Origin of the sequence: Clostridium simiarum, assembly GCF_018919175.1 — a bacterium.
GTDB classification, from domain to species: Bacteria; Bacillota; Clostridia; order Clostridiales; family Clostridiaceae; genus Clostridium_L; species Clostridium_L simiarum.
Genome location: NZ_JAHLQL010000001.1, coordinates 853289 through 872746, shown reverse-complemented (window position 1 = coordinate 872746; position 19458 = coordinate 853289). Strand labels below are relative to the sequence as shown.

Below are 19458 nucleotides of genomic sequence, written 5' to 3'. Positions count from 1 at the left end.
ATGCTAAAAGATATATTTAAAAAGAGAAAATATATAACTATTAATAGAGAGGTTTTAAGTAATAAAAACAATATAGAAGAAGCAAAACCTGAAATTCCTTCAGGAACCTGGATAAAATGTGAAGGTTGCGGAAAGATTATGTATAAAAAAGATGTAGAAGATAATCTTAAAGTTTGTAAATACTGCAATTATCATTTTAGATTAGGTGCTAGAGAGAGGATTTCAATGATCTGTGATGAAGGTTCTTTTTTAGAGATGTTTGATAATATAACCACATCTAATCCTATGAATTTTCCTGCCTATGAATTAAAGATAAAGCAGTCTATAAACCTATCTGGAGAAAATGAGGCAGTAGTTACTGGTGAAGGAAAGATTGATGGTGTTTCTACAGTTATAGCTATAATGGATAGTAACTTCATAATGGGAAGTATGGGTTCAGTGGTAGGTGAAAAAATAACAAGAGCCATAGAGTTTGCAGTTAAAAAGCAGTTACCTTTAATAATATTTACTGCATCTGGTGGAGCAAGGATGCAAGAGGGTATTATATCCCTTATGCAGATGGCTAAAATTAGCGCAGCTTTATCAGTTTTTGATGAAAACAGATTATTATATATAACAGTTTTAACGGATCCAACTACAGGAGGCGTTACAGCTAGCTTTGCTATGCAGGGAGATATAATATTAAGTGAACCACAAGCATTAATTGGTTTTGCAGGAAAAAGAGTAATTGAAAAAACCATAAATGAAAAACTACCTTCAGGTTTTCAAAGTGCAGAATTCATGTTAGAAAAAGGTTTTGTAGATAATATTATTCATAGAAAGGATTTAAAAGAAGTCCTAGGAAGCTTGTTGCTCTATCATAGGAGGGAGGAATAAATGAGTGATATAAATAAGGCTTGGAATAAAGTTACTTTAGCTAGGTTAAAGGATAGACCCTCTTCAGATTTTTTTATAAAGAATATATTTGATGATTTTATTGAATTTCATGGGGATAGATGTTTTGGAGATGATAAAGCCATAATAGGAGGTATTGGGAGATTAAAAGATAAGTCTTTTACTATTATAGCAGAAGTAAAAGGTAAGGATACAAAAGAAAACTTAGTTAGAAATTTTGGTATGCCTCATCCAGAGGGGTATAGAAAAGCCTTAAGACTTATGAAGCAGGCTGAAAAATTTAATAGACCTATAATATGTTTTGTGGATACTCCTGGGGCATTTTGTGGAGTAGAAGCAGAGGAAAGAGGGCAAGGTCATGCTATAGCTTCTAATCTTTTAGAGATGGCAAGATTAAAAGTACCTATACTTTCGGTGGTTATAGGTGAAGGAGGAAGTGGAGGAGCTTTAGCTCTGGCAATGGCAGACGAGGTTTGGATGCTGGAAAATTCCATTTATTCCATATTATCACCAGAAGGATTTGCTAGCATTTTGTGGAAAGATGTTAAAAAGTCAAAAGAGGCTGCAGAAATGATGAAGTTAACCAGTGAAGATTTATTAAAATTTGGAGTTATAGATAAAATAATAGAAGAACCTTTAGAGGGATTACAAAAGGATCCATTTTCAGTGGCATCCTATATGAGACATGAAATAATTGATTTTATAGATAGATATGAGGATATAGAAAGTAACTCTTTAATATATAGGAGATATAATAGATATAGAAATTTTGGTATTTATAATGAATAAAAGCATTACACTCAGGAAACCCTAATTTTAGGGTTCTTTTTTTATTTAAAGCATTATTTAAATAACTATTTATCAAGTTATAACTAAGCTTCAGATGAAGTACCTATCTATCTTAAGCTTAGAAGAGACTATATAAGTGGGGAGTGTAAAGAGTACCTTCTATAAACAATGAATGTTATGGAATGTAAACATGTATGTAGAACTTAAATATTTAAATTTTTGTTAACTTTATAAATTTAGGTTTTTCAAGGATGCATAGTTATTCATAAAAAATGTTAAATTCAAAGGGATTGGTATTTTTATACATATATGCATAGTATAAAAAATAAATCAAATGGAAACTTCTGTAGCATAGAGAAGTATGCAGTAATTACAAAGAGCATAGAGAAAGTAGATGGAATATTCTGCTAATAGGGAATTAAAATGAACTTATAAGACGTTATAAGAATTTTCAGAAAATATTCTTATGACATATAATAGTTTTATATACTTTTGGTTATTAAAATATATGGAGGTGGACAAGATGTCCCAAAGTATAAATGTTACATCTGAAATAGGAAGACTTAAAAAAGTAATTTTGCACAGACCAGGAAAAGAAATAGAGAATCTTGTTCCAGCGTATCTTGATAGATTGCTTTTTGATGATATACCTTATCTAAAAGCTGCAAAAAAAGAGCATGATGGCTTTGCTAAGATTTTGAAGGAAAACGGGGTAGAAGTGTATTATGTAGAAGATTTAGTATCAGAGGTATTAGAAAACGAAAGACTCAAAAATAATTTTTTATTAGAATTTTTGAAAGAGAGCAAACTAACCTCTCACTCTCTTATGGAATCTTTATCAGAATATTTAATGGCTATGGATTCCAAGACAATGGTAGATACTTTAATTTCTGGGGTTAGAAAAGATGAAATTAAAATTAAAAAAATATCATCCTTAATAGAAATAATGGATAATAAATATCCTTTTTACTTAGATCCTATGCCTAATCTATATTTTACTAGAGATCCGGCTGCTGCCATAGGTAGGGGGTTAAGTATTAATCGTATGCATACCTTAGCTAGAAGGAGAGAAAGCTTATTTTTGGAATGTATATATAAGGAGCATCCTTTATTTAAAAGTGAAGAAACGCCACTTTGGTATAAAAGAGATGTACCTTACAGTATAGAAGGTGGAGATCAACTTGTATTGTCAGATAAAGTTTTGGCTGTAGGTTGTAGTGAAAGAACCTCTCCAGAGGGTATAGAAATGTTAGCACAGAATTTATTAAGAGCTGAATCAGGTTTTGAAAGGGTTTTAGTTTTTGAAATTCCTTCTTGCAGGGCATTTATGCACTTAGATACTGTGTTTACAATGGTAGATTATGATAAGTTTACTATTCATCCAGAAATAGAAGGACCTTTAAATGTATATGAAATAACTAAAGGTAAAGAGGGGGCTTTAATATTTAATTCTCATAAAGATGTTTTGAATAATATATTAAAAAATGTTTTAAAATTACCTTCTGTGGAACTTTTAAGATGCGGCGGTGGAGATGCTATTATTGCAGGTAGAGAACAATGGAATGATGGTTCAAATACTTTAGCCATATCACCAGGAACTGTTATTACCTATGAGAGGAACTATGTAACTAATGAGCTACTAGAAAAAAACAATATAAAAGTATTAACTATGCCAAGCTCTGAGCTTTCAAGAGGTAGGGGAGGTCCAAGGTGCATGAGTATGCCCATATGGAGAGAAAATATATAATATTTTGGAGGGATTAAAATGGCTGTAAATTTAAAAGGTAAAAGTCTATTGACATTATTGGATTTTACTCCAGGTGAAATAAGATATCTATTAGATTTGGCTCATGATTTAAAATCAGAAAAAAGAGTAGGAAAGAATAAAAAAGTTTTAGAGGGAAAAAACATTGTATTATTGTTCGAAAAAACATCTACAAGAACTAGATGTGCTTTTGAGGTAGCTGCTCTTGATGAAGGTGCACATATTACATTTTTAAGCAATTCCCAAATGGGAAGTAAAGAGTCCTTAGAAGATACAGCAAAAGTTCTTGGAAGGTACTATGATGGAATAGAATTTAGAGGGTATAAACAAGAAACCGTAGAACTTTTATCTAAATATTCAGGGGTTCCAGTATGGAATGGACTTACAGATATAGATCATCCAACTCAAGTTTTAGCAGATCTTATGACTATAGAAGAACACATAAAGAAACCTTTAAATAAGGTTAAATTAGTTTTTGTAGGTGATGCTAGAAATAACATGGGATATGCTTTAATGTATGGTTGTGCAAAAATGGGGATGAGCTATATGGCTTTAGCTCCAAAGGAATTGTGGCCAGATGAAGGAATTTTAGAAAAGTGCAAAATCATAGGAAAAGCTACTGGAGCTACTATAGAAGTTTCTGACAATATAAAAGATGTTAAGGATGCAGATGTTATTTATACAGACATATGGGCTTCTATGGGAGAGGAAGAAAAAATGCAAGAAAGAGTAAAATTATTAACTCCTTATAAGGTAGATATGGATATGCTAAAGGCTACAAAAAATGAAGATGTAATATTTATGCATTGCCTTCCTTCCTTCCACGATTTTGAGACTCAAGTGGCAAAAGAGGCTAAAGAAAATAAAGGATTAGATATTAGAGAAGTTACAGATGAGGTATTTAGAAGTAGACATTCTGTAGTATTTGATGAAGCTGAAAATAGAATGCATACTATAAAAGCTGTAATGGTAGCTACATTATAATTAAAATACAACTTATTTTAAATAATTTTTAAAATAAAGCTTGTTTAGAGGAGAGGTAAAGATGAGTAGAATAGTTATTGCTTTAGGTGGAAATGCTCTTCAATCTAACCCTAAGGACACTTCAGCTGAAAGTCAATTAAATACAGCTAAAGACACGGCAAAATATATAGTAGATTTAGTGAAAGAAGGCCATGATATTATAATAGCCCATGGCAATGGACCACAGGTAGGACAAATAGTTTCAACTTATGAAACAGCTCATAATATAGAAAAAAACAACACTATTATGCCTTTCCCAGAGTGTGGAGCCATGAGTCAAGGATATATAGGATATCATCTTCAACAGGCTATTAAAATGGAGTTAATTAAAAGAGGAATAAATAAAGAAGTAGTAACTTTAATTACAGAGGTAGTTGTAGACGAAAAGGATGAGAATTTTAAAAACCCTTCTAAACCAATAGGTTCATTCTTTACAGAGGATGAAGCAAAGAAAATTAGTAGTGAAAAAGGTTATGTATTTAAAGAAGATGCTAATCGTGGATGGAGAAGAGTTGTACCTTCACCTCTTCCTATTAAAATTATAGAAGAAAACTCTATTAGAACTTTAATGGAAGCAGGACACATCGTTATTACAGTAGGAGGTGGTGGCATACCTTTACTAGAAAAAGAAGATGGAACCTTTAAGGGAGTTGATGCTGTAATAGATAAAGATTTTGCATCTGAAAAGTTAGCGGAGATATTAGAGGCAGATAAGTTTTTAATTCTAACAGCTGTAGAAAAGGTTTATATAAATTATGGAAAGCCAGAAGAAAAATCACTAGATAAAGTGAAGGTAAAAGACATGGAGGAATATATAAAGCAGGGGCACTTTGCTCCAGGCTCTATGTTACCTAAGGTAAAAGCTGCTATAAAATTTGCCACCTCTAAAGAAAAGAGGGAAACTATAATAACTTCTCTTGATAAAGTTAAAGAAGGATTAAAAGGAATTACAGGAACAACTATAACTTTATAGTTTCAAATAAGTAATGGAGCAAAAGGATATCCTAGGATAATTAGGATATCCTTTTATATTTATGATAGAATATACTTATTATTTATAATAGATATTGAAAGAGTGATGATTATGAGGAAACCTCTAGCAGATAAGATAAGACCTAGAGAATTAAAGGACGTAGTAGGACAAAAACATATTTTGGGAGAAGGGAAGATATTAGATAGAATTTTGCAAAGTGGATGTATTACTAATATGATATTTTATGGACCTCCTGGAATTGGTAAAACTACTGTAGCAAACATAATTGCAGAAAAGGGTAATAAAAAGTTTTACAAACTAAATGCAACTAATGCTAGCTTAAAGGATATTCAAGAAATAGTAAGTTCTTTAGATACTTTTGAAGGAATTAATGGAATTTTGCTTTATTTGGATGAGATACAAAACTTCAATAAAAAACAACAACAGTCTTTATTAGAATTTATAGAAGATGGCAGGATTACTCTTATATCTAGCACTACAGAAAATCCATATCACTACATATTTAAGGCTATTTTAAGTAGATCTACTATATTTGAATTTAAGCCAATTGAAAAAGAAGATATGGGATTTGCTTTAGAAAGAGCTGTTAAGATAATAAGTGAAGAAGAAAAAAGTATAAATATACAGCTAAAAAATGAGGCTAAAGATTATATTATAAATGCTTCTAATGGTGATGTAAGAAAAGCTATAAATGCTTTAGAGATATCAGTTTATTCTACGCCACCAGATGAAAATTATAATATAGTTATAGACTTAGATGTAGCTAGAGACAGCACTCAAGTTAAGGTAGTTTCTTATGACATGTTAGGAGACAATCATTATGATATTTTAAGTGCTTTTCAAAAATCCATAAGGGGTAGTGATGCAGATGCTTCTCTTCATTATTTAGCTCGACTTATAAAGGCAGGAGATTTAATTTCCATATGCAGAAGACTTTTAGTTATAGCTAGTGAGGATATAGGTCTTGCTTATCCTAATTCAATAACTATAGTAAAGAGTTGTGTGGATACAGCCATGACCTTAGGATTTCCAGAAGCAAGAATACCATTAGCACAGGCTGTTATACTATTAGCTACATCTCCTAAATCCAATTCTGTGATATCTGCTATAGATAGAGCACTAGAGGATTTAGAGAAAAAAGAAGTAGGAGACATTCCTCTTCATATTAAAGATGCTCATTATAGTGGAGCTAAAAGTTTAAGTAGAGGAATAGGGTATAAATATCCTCATAACTTTAAAAATAACTATGTCAAACAGCAGTATCTACCGGATAATATCAGGGAGAGAGTTTATTATGAATATGGATATAATAAAATGGAACAGACTTCAAGGGAATATTGGAATAAGATTAAGAATGAATAAGGTTTGTTTATTAACAAACCAATTTTATCATAAATTAAGTTATTGTTGACAACTATGGTCGGCTTTGATAAAATTATCATGAAAATCAAGTAAAACACTCAACATTAATAGGAGAGTGATAATTATGAAACTTTCTACTAAAGGAAGATATGGTGTAAAGGCAATGTTTGATCTAGCTATAAATTATGGTGGAGCACCTATTTCCATAAAGAGTATATCTCAAAGACAAGGCATATCGGAATATTATCTTGAACAACTGTTTTCCCCCCTTAGAAAAGCTAATTTGATAAAGAGTATTAGGGGAGCTCAAGGAGGATATGTTTTAAATAGAAAGCCAGAGGATATAACTGTGGCAGATATTATGGATATTCTTGAAGGACCTATAGAAATTTCAGATTGTGTCGAAGGTACTCCTTGCGATAACATGGATTGCTGTGCAACGAGACTTCTTTGGGCTAAGATAAAGCATAGTATAGATAGTGTTATGCAATCTGTTACCTTAAAAGATATGGTGGAGGATTATAACAGAATAAAAATTTCACACCAAGACATTAAAATCCAAAAGTAAGGAGTGGTAACATGGAAAAGGTAGTATATATGGATTATGCTGCAACAACATATACTAAACCAGAGGTATTAGAAGAAATGATACCTTATTTTACTGAGCATTATGGAAATCCTTCCTCTGTTTATTCTATATCAAGAGATACAAGAAAAGCTATAGATTTAAGTAGAGATAGGGTGTCAAAGGCTATAAATTGTGAAAGAAATGAAATATTTTTTACTGGAAGTGGTACAGAAGCAGATAATTGGGCTGTAAAGGGCGTTGCTTTTGCTAATTTTACAAAGGGGAATCATATAATAACCTCTAAGGTAGAACACCACGCAGTACTTCATGCCTGTGAGTACTTAGAGAAGCATGGGTTTGAAGTTACATATTTAGATGTAGATGAAGAAGGATTTATAAATTTAGAAGAACTAAAAAATGCAATAACTGATAAGACTATATTAGTTTCTATAATGTTTGCAAACAATGAGATTGGAACAATTCAACCTATAAAAGAAATAGGACAGATTTGTAGAGATAAGAAAGTTATTTTCCATACAGATGCAGTTCAGGCAGTAGGTCATATTCCTGTAGATGTTAAGGAAATGAATATAGATATATTATCCTTAGCAGCTCATAAATTCTATGGACCTAAAGGCGTAGGCGCTTTATACATAAGAAGAGGCATAAAGATTGATAATCTAATTCATGGTGGAGCCCAAGAAAGAGCTAAAAGGGCAGGTACAGAAAATGTAGCAGGTATAGTGGGCTTAGGTAAAGCTTTAGAAATTGCTGTAGATAAAATGGAAGAGAACAATGCAACATTAATTGAATTAAGAGATAAATTAATAAATGGACTTATGGAAATTCCACATACAAGACTAAACGGACCAAAGGGAGATAAAAGATTACCAGGTAATGTGAATGTCTGTTTTAGGTTTATAGAAGGAGAGGGTATACTATTATCCTTAGATGATGCAAATATATGTGCTTCTAGCGGTAGTGCCTGTACTTCTGGGGCTTTAGATCCATCACATGTTTTATTAGCTATAGGTCTTAATCATGAAAGAGCTCATGGATCCCTAAGACTTTCTATAGGTGACGGCAACTCTGAAGAAGAAGTGAATTATGTTTTAAACGTATTGCCAGGAATAATAGATAGGTTAAGAAATATGTCACCTTTGTGGCACGATTTCATTAAGAAGGGAGAAAGTTAATTATGTATAGCGATAAGGTAATGGATCATTTTAGAAACCCAAGAAATGTGGGAGAGATATCAGATGCTAATGGAATTGGTGAAGTTGGAAATGCTAAATGTGGAGATATAATGAAGATATATCTTAAAGTTGAAGATAATGTGATAAAAGATGTTAAATTTATGACATTTGGTTGTGGATCTGCAATAGCATCTTCTAGTATGGCTACGGAACTTATAAAAGGAAAAACATTAGAAGAAGCATGGGACTTAACTAATAAAGCAGTAGCAGAGGCATTAGATGGACTACCACCAGTGAAGATGCATTGCTCAGTTTTAGCAGAAGAGGCTATTCATAAAGCAATAAATGATTACAGAGAATCTGTTGGGTTAAAACCATGGGATTATAAAGAACATAATCATGATGAGCTACATAGCGAAGTTCACGGAGAATAATATATAGCAATTTTTAATAAAATATTTATAAAAATAATACTCTCAAAGGGGTATTATTTTTTTATTTTTTGATAAAAATAAATATAAATGCCTATTTTATAAGTAGCTTTTATAAAAGTACTTGTAAGGTGAATGGTGGTGAATTTATGTGGAAATATAAGGATATGCTTTTTAAAAAAGTTTTAGATGTTAATGGAAAGAAAATAGGAGTAGTTAAAGATATACTATTAGATTTTTCAAAGGCTGAAATAACAGGATTTAAGTTGTCCTCCTACTCTTTGTTGGCAAAGGATATAAACATTTCTGTTAAAGACATAATATATATAAATGAGAGAATAATAGTAAGGGATGTATGGGATGATGATTTCCTAGAATTTAACAACATAAGACATTTAGAAGTCATAGATAAAGAAGGAAATATAATAGGTGTATTAGAGGATATGATAATAGATCCTGAAGATTATAGTATAAAAGCCATGGTTATATGTGAGGGATTTTTTTATAAATTATTTAAACATAAAAAAATAATTTCACCCAGGCAGTTAATGCTAGGAGAACATAACATAATTTTATGCAAAGTTCAAGGAGTAGATTTTAAGAACATACCTAATAAGACATTGTGGTAAAATATTTTTCTGAGGTAAAAAGATGAAGGTTATAAATAAAAAAATAAAATATTTACTTGTGATAATAGCCCTAATAATTTTAACATATGTTTGGTGGAAAATAGATATATTAAGAAATCTTACTATGGTAATAATAATATCTTTTCTACTATATTATAGTTTAAGACCTATACATACTAGAATTATATCTAAAGGTATAAATAGCAAGGTTTCAGGAATATTACTTATAACCGCTTTTTTACTTTTATTTATGTTTTCTTTTTTTATAATAATACCTACCATACTTAAAGAAAGTGGAAACGTATATTCTAAGCTAGAGGTTATAGATAAATGGATGGTTAATATGTATGAAAATTTAAAACTAAATAATAATAAAATATTTATAATGGTTGAAGAGTTAATAGGGGAAAAGGTAAATAGATATATAGCTGGTATTTCTGCTAATACTTTAGAGAGCATAATTAGCATAGGAGAGAATGCATTATCTTATGCAGTAGTTCCAGTGTTAGCTTACTACTTTCTAATAGATGAACATATTATCTGCGAGAAACTTATACTGTTTTTTCCTGTTAAAAAGAGGAGGGTAATAAGAAATATTGCAAAAGATATAGATGAAATTTTAGGCAGGTATATAATAAGTCAATTCATACTCTGCCTTGTAATTGGTGTATTTACCTTTATTTCCTTAATGATTTTTAAAATAGAATTTCCATTACTACTATCTATTATAAATGCTATTTTCAATATAATTCCATATTTCGGACCTATATTTGGCGCTATACCAATAATAATTATAGCTTTATTTCAATCTACAAAAAAAGCTATATGGGTAACTATATTTTTATATATAATTCAACAAATTGAAGGAGACATTATATCCCCTAAGATAATAGGTTATAGTACTTCTATCCATCCCATGATAATCATACTTCTAATATTAATTGGAGGAGAATTAGGCGGCTTATTAGGACTTATTTTAGCTGTGCCTATAGGGGTGATATTAAAGGTTATTTATGAGGACATAAATTATTATTTATTTTAAATATAAAGGATTTAAAATATTGACATAAATCCTAGAATAACATATAATTTGCCTATAAAGAAATATTATTAGCTGTGAAAAGAAGGAGTAAGTCTACATAGACTATTTAGAGAGGAAGTGGCAGGTGAAAACTTCTTAGATATTAGACTGAAGGCTGTCTTGGAGCTAAATATTAAAGAGATGTACCTTTGGTACATAACTAGGGTGGTACCGCGGAATTACAACTTTCGTCCCTTTTGGGATGGAGGTTTTTTTTATTTGTTTTTATAATAGGAGGTAAAAATATGAAATACATGGGTTTAAATGAATTAAGAGAATCTTATTTAAAATTTTTTGAAAGTAAAAATCATTTAAGGTTAGAAAGCTTTCCTTTAGTTCCAAAGGAAGATAAAAGTTTATTACTTATAAATGCAGGCATGGCTCCATTGAAACCGTACTTTACAGGATTAAAAACTCCACCTAGCAAAAGAATAACTACCTGTCAAAAATGCATTAGAACAGGAGATATTGATAATGTAGGAAAGACTTCAAGACACGCTACTTTTTTTGAGATGCTTGGAAACTTTTCTTTTGGAGATTATTTTAAAGGGGAGATAATACCTTGGTCATGGGAGTTTGTAACTAAGGTTTTAGACATACCGAAAGATAAGCTATATGTTACTATTTATTTAGAAGATGATGAAGCTTTTGATATATGGGTAAATAAAACCGATGTAGATCCAAGCAGAATATTTAGATTAGGTAAAGAAGATAACTTTTGGGAAATAGGTCAAGGTCCATGTGGTCCATGTTCAGAAATACACTTTGACAGAGGAGAAGGTGAAATAAAAACTGCTGAAGATTTTATTAAAGCTTCTGAAAGTGATAGAGTAGTTGAGTTTTGGAATCTTGTGTTTACTCAATTTGATAAGGATGAAAATGGAGTATACAATAGATTAGAACATCCTAATATTGATACAGGTATGGGTCTTGAGAGAATTGCCACTATTATGCAAGGAACAAAGAATATATTTGAAGTTGACACTATAAAGGATATATTAGATGAGACTGCTAGAATAGCAGATGTTTCCTATGGAAAAGATGAAAAAACAGATGTTTCTTTAAGAATAATAGCAGACCATGCCAAAAGTGTTTCTTTTTTAATTGCTGATGGTGTATTACCTTCTAATGAAGGAAGAGGATATGTTTTAAGAAGACTTCTTAGAAGAGCTGCAAGACATGGAAGACTTTTAGGTATAAAAAGAACCTTCATTAATGATATAGTTGAAAAAGTAATGGCTAATTATGGTAATGCATATAAAGAATTAGTAGAGAAGAAGGATTATATAAATAAGGTTATTCTTTTAGAAGAAGAACGATTTAATGAAACCATAGATTCAGGTATAGACATTTTAAAAGGATATATAGAAGAAATAGAAGAGCAAGATAAATCAATACTAGCAGGAGATAAGGCTTTTAAACTTTATGATACTTACGGATTTCCACTAGAATTAACTGAGGAAATATTAAATGAAAAAGGACTTGTAGTAGATACAGAAGGTTTTAATAAAGAAATGGAACTTCAAAGAAAAAGAGCAAGAGAAGCTAGAGGCGAGAGCAACTATATGGGAAATGACAGTAATATATTGAATAAAATAGATACAGATTTAAACTCTAAGTTTGTAGGTTATAAAAATATAAGTTTTTCCTCAAAGGTATCTTGTCTTATAAAAGATGATGAATTTGTTTCTACATTAAAGGCGGGAGAAAAGGGAATCATCGTAGTAGAGAATACTCCTTTTTATGCTGAAATGGGAGGCCAGGTTGGAGATAAAGGTATTATTGAAAAAGATGGATTTAAGGCTGAGGTTTACGATTGCAAGAAAAATATCTCAGGAAAAATAATTCATTTTGTTAATATAACTTATGGAGAGTTATCTATAAATGAAGAAGTGACTTTAACAGTAGATGGGAAAAGAAGAGCTGCTATATGTAAGAACCATACAGCAACTCATTTATTACACGAGGCATTAAGAGAAGTTCTAGGAGAGCACGTTAGCCAGTCTGGATCTTATGTTGATGGGGATAGATTAAGATTTGACTTTACTCATTTTAAGGGGGTTACCTTAGAAGAGATAAAAGAAATAGAGAGTCTTGTAAATGATAAAATTATGGAAGCTTTTGATGTAAACACAGAAGAGATGAGTATAGAAGAAGCCAAGAGTAGTGGTGCTATAGCTTTATTTGATGATAAATACAAAGAAAATGTTAGAGTAGTATCTGTAGGAGATTTTAGTAGAGAACTATGTGGGGGAACTCACGTTAGAAATTCAGGGCAGATAGGACTATTTAAGATATTATCTGAATCAGGGGTTGCTGCAGGCATAAGAAGAATAGAAGCTGTTACTGGATTTAATGCTATACATTATGTAGAAGAAAAAGAATCCTTAATAAAAGAAAGTTCTCTAATTTTAAAATGTTCAGAAAAAGATTTAATAAATAGACTGCATAATAGTGTACAAGAATTAAAAGAGAAGGATAGAGAAATATCTGAATTAAAATCAAAGCTTGTACAAGGTGCAGAGGATGAAATTTTAAATTCGTCAATAGATATTTTAGGTATTAAAGTAATAAGGGCTCAATTAAAAGATGTAGATACGGATGCTTTAAGAGATTTAGGGGATAGTATAAGAAATAAGATTGAAAATGGAGTAGTAGTCCTCTCTAGTGTAGTAGGGGATAAGGTAAATCTATTAGCTATGGCTACAAAGGATGCTGTATCTAAAGGTGTTCACTGTGGAAAGATAATTAAAGAAGTTGCTACCATAGCAGGTGGTGGCGGCGGTGGAAGGCCGGACATGGCGCAGGCAGGAGGTAAAAAACCTGAAAAAGTTGAAGAGGCTTTGGCTAGTGTAGAAGAAACGCTAAAATCTATGATAAAAGCATAATAAAAAACTTTTAGGACTTCTATATGTAATGATGTCTAGAATAGAAAGGTTAACATATTTTGAAGTCCTAATATATATAGTGTACAATTTTGGTATTTTGATTTATAATATATATAAACATCAAAGTTTTGAATAAGCATAGATGTAAAAGTAAATAATATAGATAGAGATATCATTCTTACATTTAATTTTATAATGTGTAAGGGGGTGAAGCTGCTTTAAACTTTAAGTTTTATGGCAGCGCAGAACATGGGTAATAATGAAAATACTATGCAATTTGATTTAGGTAGGGATAAGCAAGCCTTAACTAAAAAAATCCTTACAGAGGTTTTTGATTCATTACAGGAAAAAGGATATAATCCTGTAAATCAATTAGTTGGGTATTTGATTTCCGGAGATCCTACCTATATAACAAATTACAATGGTGCAAGGGCTTTAGTAAGAAAGCTTGAGAGAGATGAAATACTTGAAGAGGTTTTAAAAGCTTATTTAAGTATAAAATAATAAGTGCCCTTTGGGGCACTTATTATTTTAATATTTTAAGAGGAGACAGTTTATGCGAATATTAGGCTTAGACGTTGGTGATAAAACTATTGGAGTAGCAGTAAGTGATCCTTTAGGTTTTACTGCCCAAGGAATTACTACTATTAGAAGAAAAAATAAAAATGTTGATATAGAAGAAATAAGAGTTATATGTAAAGAATACGAAGTAGAGACCATAGTGGTGGGATTACCTAAAAATATGAATGGTACCATTGGACCACAAGGCGAAAAGATATTAGGCTTTTCTAAGCAGATAGGAAAAGCTTTAAATATACCCATAGAAATGTGGGATGAGAGGCTTACTACCATAGCGGCAGAGAGAGCTATGTTGGAAGCAGATCTTTCAAGAGCTAAAAGAAAAAAGATAGTTGATAAAGTTGCAGCTACTTATATACTTCAAGGATACTTGGATAGGATTTCTAAGTAGATATTGACAAAGGAAGAGACAACTTTTAAAATTACAATAAAAAAAGGAGTGCAGGAAATGGAAAATGATGTAAGTACAATCGTTTTGAAGGATGAAGATGGTAATGAGGTTGAATTTGAGGTAATTACTAAATTTGACATAGAAGAAAATGAATATGTAATAGTAGCTTCAATGGAAGAAAGTGAAACAGAGGCTATAGCCTTAAAAATATTAAAAGATGATGATGGAAATGATATTTTAGTTACTGTAGAAGATGAGGACGAATTTGAGTTGATAGCTGAAGCTTACGGTGCTATTTTTTCAGAAGATCAGCTTAATTAATTGTTGAAATGAGGTATTAAGAATGTCAAACTTAACATCAACACAAATTAATAAATTAAAAGAAGATCTAAAAGAAAGAGGATATAAGCTCACACCCCAAAGAAGAGCTATAGTTGATACTATAGTAAACAATGAAGGAAGCCATTTAACTGTAGAGGAAATATATGATGAGGTAAAAAAGGGATGTCCTGAAATTGGTTTAGCTACAGTATATAGGACTATTGTTCTATTAGAGGAGTTGGGCATAATATATAAGCTAGATTTAAATGATGGATGCAGCAGATATGAGTTAGTACATGAGGATGAGACTCATAGGCATCATCATTTGATATGCAATAACTGTGGTAAGGTTATAGAGGTTCAAGGAGATTTATTAGAATCTTTAGAAGAAGAGATCGAGAAAAACTACAAGTTTAGGATTAAAGATCATAGCGTTAAGTTCTTTGGTATCTGCGAGGAATGTTCTAAAGAAAATAACCAGGACTTGTAATATTCAACATAAAAGGAGGAAACTTAATGTGAAAAAAGAGAAGGAAAAAATAAGGATAATTCCTCTTGGCGGTGTCAATGAGATTGGGAAAAATTTGACAGTTATAGAGTATAAAGAGGACATTATAGTAATTGATTGCGGTTTAAAGTTCCCAGATGAGGATATGTTCGGTATAGATATAGTAATACCTGATGTGACATATTTATTAAAAAACAAAGACAAGGTGAAAGGTATTTTTTTAACTCATGGTCATGAGGATCATATAGGGGCTCTTCCTTACGTACTTAAACAGATGAATGTGCCAGTATATGGAACTAAGCTTACACTAGGAATAGTGGAAACGAAACTTAAAGAGCACGGACTTTTGAGCACTACAGAGTTAATAAGAGTAAAACCTAGGGATATAGTTAAATTAAATAGTGTATCCATAGAATTTATAAAAACAAACCACAGTATTGCAGACGCAGTGGCTATAGCTATCCATACCCCATTAGGTGTAGTATTGCACACAGGAGATTTTAAGGTAGACTATACTCCAATAAATGATGATGTAGCAGATTTATCTAGATTTGCAGAACTTGGCAGAAAAGGCGTATTAATTATGCTAGCAGATAGTACAAATGTGGAAAGACCAGGTTACACTATGTCTGAAAGGACAGTAGGAGAAACATTTGAAAATATCTTTTCATCAGCCAAGGGAAGGATAATAGTTGCTACTTTTGCATCTAACATTCATAGAATTCAGCAAATAATTACTGCGGCTTCAAAATATAATAGAAAAGTAGCTGTTTCAGGAAGAAGTATGGAAAATATAGTAGCTGTAGCCACTGAATTAGGATATCTTAATTTTGAAAAAGATGTTCTTGTGAATATAGATTCCATTAATAAATATCCAAATAATCAGTTAGTTATAATAACTACAGGAAGCCAGGGGGAGCCAATGTCTGCTTTAGCTAGAATGGCTTCATCAGAGCATAGAAAAGTTAACATTATAGAGGGAGATATGGTAATCATATCGGCTACTCCAATTCCAGGAAATGAAAAATTAGTATCTAGAGTTATAAATCAACTATTTAAAAAAGGCGCAGAGGTTATATATGAGGCATTAGCTGATGTGCACGTGTCAGGTCATGCTTGTCAAGAAGAGCTAAAACTAATGTATACACTAGTTAAACCTAAATTTTTTATGCCTGTACATGGAGAGTACCGTCATTTAAAACAACATTTTGATTTAGCTGCAAAGTTGGGAGCTCCTAAAGAAAAAATGATAATTACTGAAATAGGTGACGTTATCGAAGTTAATAGAGATATGATAAGAAAGAATGGAACAGTATCTTCAGGAAATGTTTTTGTAGATGGTTTAGGAGTAGGAGATGTTGGTAACATTGTATTAAGGGATAGAAAACACTTATCTCAGGATGGTATTTTAACTGTAGTAGTTACTATAGAAAAAGAAACTGGCACTGTAATTGCGGGTCCAGATATAATTTCCAGAGGATTTGTATACGTAAGAGAATCAGAACATCTTATGGACGAGGCTAGAGAAATAGTAAAAAGTTGTCTAAAGTCTTGCGAAGAAAGACACGTAACAGATTGGGCTACCATGAAATCTACTATAAAAGAAGGATTAAGAGTTTTCTTATATGAAAAAACAAAAAGAAAGCCAATGATACTACCAATAATAATGGAAATATAATTATACTTAGGTGAAAAGTTAAAGCTATGCTTTAATAGAGATATGAATATTTACAATAAAGCTCATGAACTAGCAAAGGAACTGAAGAAATTAAAAGAGGTGAAAAAATTTAATGAGGCCTCAAAGCTTATAAAAACAAAGCTACAGCAAAAAAATGCTAGATGATTTTGCAAATTTTCAAATGGAAGCTTACAAGATGTATATGAGTGAAGGTAAATTGTCCCCTGAAATGGAAGAAAAAATTTAAAATTTAGGTTCTATAATTTCTATGAATCTAGAAGTAACTAGGCATTTGCAGGTAGAATCTAGGTTTGTAGTGATTTTAGGAGCTATAATTAAGACATTAAATTAAGCTGTAGAATTAAAAATTTTTTCAGAATAATAACTAATATTTATTAGTTAAGTTGACATTTTAGAAACATAATATTAGAATTAATATGGTTAAGGACAAAATTGGGTACTAACGTATCCAATTTTGTTTTATGTACAAAACGATCAAATCTTAAATTTTGGAGGCTAAAACATGAGTTTATTTATAAGAAGTGATATTAGAAACGTGGCTATTATTGCCCACGTCGATCATGGTAAGACTACTCTTGTAGATGCTATGCTAAAGCAAAGCAATGTATTTAGAGTAAATGAGAGAGTAGAAGAGAGAGTTATGGACTCTAATGACTTAGAAAAGGAAAGAGGCATAACTATATTATCAAAAAATACAGCAGTTACCTATAATGGGGTTAAAATAAATATAGTAGACACTCCAGGACATGCTGATTTTGGTGGAGAGGTTGAGAGAGTTCTTAAAATGGTAGATAGCGTACTTTTAGTAGTGGATTCTTACGAAGGACCTATGCCACAAACAAAATTTGTTCTTAAAAAAGCTTTAGAACTAGGATTAAATCCTATAGTTGTAATAAATAAAATAGATAAACCAGATGCAAGACCTGTTGAGGTTATTGATGAAGTTTTTGATCTTTTTGTTGAGCTTGGAGCTAGTGATGAACAGTTAGATTTCCCTATAATTTATTGCTCTGCTAAATCTAATTATGCTAGGTTAGATCCTGAAGATGGAAATATGAATATGGCACCTTTATTTGATATGGTAATCAAAAGAGTAAAGGCACCAGAAGGATATATAGACAAACCACTTCAATTACTTATAACTACTATAGATTCTAACGAGTATGTAGGTAGAATTGCTATAGGAAAAGTTCAAAGAGGTAACATAAGAAAAAATCAAACAGTTGCTTTGATGTCAAAGGATGGTAGCATAAAAAATGCTAAGATATCTAATCTTTATGTGTACGAAGGTCTAAAAAGACAAGATGTTGAAGAAGCTAAATTAGGAGATATTGTTGCTATAAGTGGAATAGATGCTGTTAACATAGGTGACACCATAGCAGATTCTACTTCACCAGAAGCTCTTCCTTTTGTAGATATAGATGAGCCAACTATAAGTATGAACTTTATGGTAAATGACTCACCTTTTGCAGGAAAAGAGGGAGACTATGTTACTTCAAGACATTTGAGAGATAGATTCTTAAAGGAATTAGAAACAAATGTAAGCATGAAAATAGAAGAGTTATCTCCAGATTGCTTTAAAGTTAGTGGAAGAGGAGAACTTCATTTATCCATACTTATTGAAACTATGAGAAGAGAAGGATATGAGTTCCAAGTTTCAAAACCTTCCGTTATATTTAGGGAGGAGAATGGAAAGAAAGTTGAACCTATAGAAAGATTAACCATAGATGTGCCTGAAGAATTTATGGGTGTGGTTATGGAAAAGTTAGGACCAAGAAAAGCAGAGATGGTTAACATGACTTCTGCAGTAAATGGTTATGTAAGATTAGAATTTTTAGTTCCTGCTAGGGGATTAATAGGCTTTAGAAATGAATTTATGACAGATACTAAAGGAAATGGAATAATGAATCATATTTTTGAAGGATATGAGACATATAAAGGAGATATACCAGAAAGAACAAGAGGCTCTCTAGTGGTATTTGAAGACGGAGATGCAATAACTTATGGATTATACAATGCACAAGAAAGAGGAAATCTATTTATAGGACCTGGTACTGCTGTTTACCATGGTATGATAGCAGGAGAATGTTCAAGAGCAGAAGATATCGAAGTAAATGTATGTAAGAAAAAGCATCTTTCAAATACTAGATCTTCAGGTTCAGATGAAGCCTTAAGATTAACACCTGTAAAACCAATGTCTCTTGAGCAATGTTTAGAATTTATAACTAGTGATGAACTAGTTGAAGTGACACCAAAGAATATTAGAATGAGAAAGAGAATTTTAGACAGTAACGAAAGAAAGAGACTTACAAATAGGAGTAAGGCTCAATAATTATTTAA

18 protein-coding genes and 1 other annotated feature are annotated in these 19458 nt (G+C 31.4%); all 18 genes read left to right on the top strand.

The features are described from left to right. The 18 genes from accD to typA all read left to right on the top strand — a co-directional run bounded on the left by accD (position 1) and on the right by typA (position 19450). A complete protein-coding gene (gene accD / locus KQI89_RS04150) occupies positions 1 to 876 on the top strand; it encodes an acetyl-CoA carboxylase, carboxyltransferase subunit beta (RefSeq protein WP_216456026.1) in 876 nt (291 codons plus the stop codon). Then, entirely contained in the window at positions 877 to 1683 is an 807-nt protein-coding gene (locus tag KQI89_RS04145; RefSeq protein ID WP_032121857.1) for an acetyl-CoA carboxylase carboxyltransferase subunit alpha, read from the top strand. A 523-nt stretch (positions 1684 to 2206) separates the two neighbouring features. Beyond that, positions 2207 to 3430 carry an arginine deiminase gene (gene arcA, locus KQI89_RS04140; RefSeq protein ID WP_032121856.1) on the top strand — a complete coding sequence of 408 codons (1224 nt, stop codon included), beginning with the start codon at positions 2207 to 2209 and terminating at the stop codon, positions 3428 to 3430. An 18-nt stretch (positions 3431 to 3448) separates the two neighbouring features. Further along, entirely contained in the window at positions 3449 to 4432 is a 984-nt protein-coding gene (gene argF / locus KQI89_RS04135; protein ID WP_216456024.1) for an ornithine carbamoyltransferase, read from the top strand. Positions 4433 to 4493: 61 nt separating this feature from the next. After that, positions 4494 to 5444: a carbamate kinase gene (gene arcC, locus KQI89_RS04130; RefSeq protein ID WP_216456023.1), complete on the top strand. Its 951-nt coding sequence runs from the start codon at positions 4494 to 4496 to the stop codon at positions 5442 to 5444. A 111-nt stretch (positions 5445 to 5555) separates the two neighbouring features. After that, complete coding sequence (locus tag KQI89_RS04125) at positions 5556 to 6827, top strand: replication-associated recombination protein A (RefSeq protein WP_216456021.1); 1272 nt, start codon at positions 5556 to 5558, stop codon at positions 6825 to 6827. Positions 6828 to 6951: 124 nt separating this feature from the next. Continuing rightward, positions 6952 to 7395, top strand: coding sequence for an RrF2 family transcriptional regulator (locus KQI89_RS04120; protein WP_032121852.1), 444 nt, complete (start codon positions 6952 to 6954; stop codon positions 7393 to 7395). 11 nt (positions 7396 to 7406) lie between these two features. Continuing rightward, positions 7407 to 8591: a cysteine desulfurase NifS gene (gene nifS, locus KQI89_RS04115; RefSeq protein WP_216456019.1), complete on the top strand. Its 1185-nt coding sequence runs from the start codon at positions 7407 to 7409 to the stop codon at positions 8589 to 8591. Beyond that, on the top strand, positions 8591 to 9025 hold the full coding sequence (gene nifU, locus KQI89_RS04110) for a Fe-S cluster assembly scaffold protein NifU (protein ID WP_216456659.1): 435 nt from the start codon (positions 8591 to 8593) through the stop codon (positions 9023 to 9025). The genes nifS and nifU overlap by 1 nt, the downstream gene beginning before the upstream one ends. Positions 9026 to 9171: 146 nt before the next feature. Further along, positions 9172 to 9651 (top strand): PRC-barrel domain-containing protein, encoded by a 480-nt coding sequence (locus tag KQI89_RS04105; RefSeq protein ID WP_216456018.1) that lies wholly within the window; start codon positions 9172 to 9174, stop codon positions 9649 to 9651. A 22-nt stretch (positions 9652 to 9673) separates the two neighbouring features. Beyond that, complete coding sequence (locus KQI89_RS04100) at positions 9674 to 10693, top strand: AI-2E family transporter (protein ID WP_216456016.1); 1020 nt, start codon at positions 9674 to 9676, stop codon at positions 10691 to 10693. 65 nt (positions 10694 to 10758) lie between these two features. After that, positions 10759 to 10931: a binding site (T-box leader), on the top strand. Between the two features lie 46 nt (positions 10932 to 10977). Beyond that, positions 10978 to 13620 (top strand): alanine--tRNA ligase, encoded by a 2643-nt coding sequence (alaS, locus tag KQI89_RS04095; protein WP_216456015.1) that lies wholly within the window; start codon positions 10978 to 10980, stop codon positions 13618 to 13620. Positions 13621 to 13869: 249 nt separating this feature from the next. Further along, positions 13870 to 14124: an IreB family regulatory phosphoprotein gene (locus KQI89_RS04090; RefSeq protein WP_032121847.1), complete on the top strand. Its 255-nt coding sequence runs from the start codon at positions 13870 to 13872 to the stop codon at positions 14122 to 14124. 52 nt (positions 14125 to 14176) lie between these two features. Further along, the gene (gene ruvX / locus KQI89_RS04085; protein ID WP_216456013.1) at positions 14177 to 14590 is read left to right on the top strand and encodes a Holliday junction resolvase RuvX; all 414 of its coding nucleotides are present in this window, start codon (positions 14177 to 14179) and stop codon (positions 14588 to 14590) included. A 57-nt stretch (positions 14591 to 14647) separates the two neighbouring features. After that, entirely contained in the window at positions 14648 to 14911 is a 264-nt protein-coding gene (locus tag KQI89_RS04080; RefSeq protein ID WP_216456010.1) for a DUF1292 domain-containing protein, read from the top strand. A 22-nt stretch (positions 14912 to 14933) separates the two neighbouring features. Continuing rightward, positions 14934 to 15401 carry a Fur family transcriptional regulator gene (locus KQI89_RS04075; protein WP_032121844.1) on the top strand — a complete coding sequence of 156 codons (468 nt, stop codon included), beginning with the start codon at positions 14934 to 14936 and terminating at the stop codon, positions 15399 to 15401. Positions 15402 to 15429: 28 nt separating this feature from the next. Then, positions 15430 to 17097 (top strand): ribonuclease J, encoded by a 1668-nt coding sequence (locus KQI89_RS04070; protein WP_216456008.1) that lies wholly within the window; start codon positions 15430 to 15432, stop codon positions 17095 to 17097. Between the two features lie 523 nt (positions 17098 to 17620). Beyond that, a complete protein-coding gene (gene typA / locus KQI89_RS04065) occupies positions 17621 to 19450 on the top strand; it encodes a translational GTPase TypA (RefSeq protein ID WP_216456007.1) in 1830 nt (609 codons plus the stop codon). Positions 19451 to 19458: the final 8 nt, after the last annotated feature.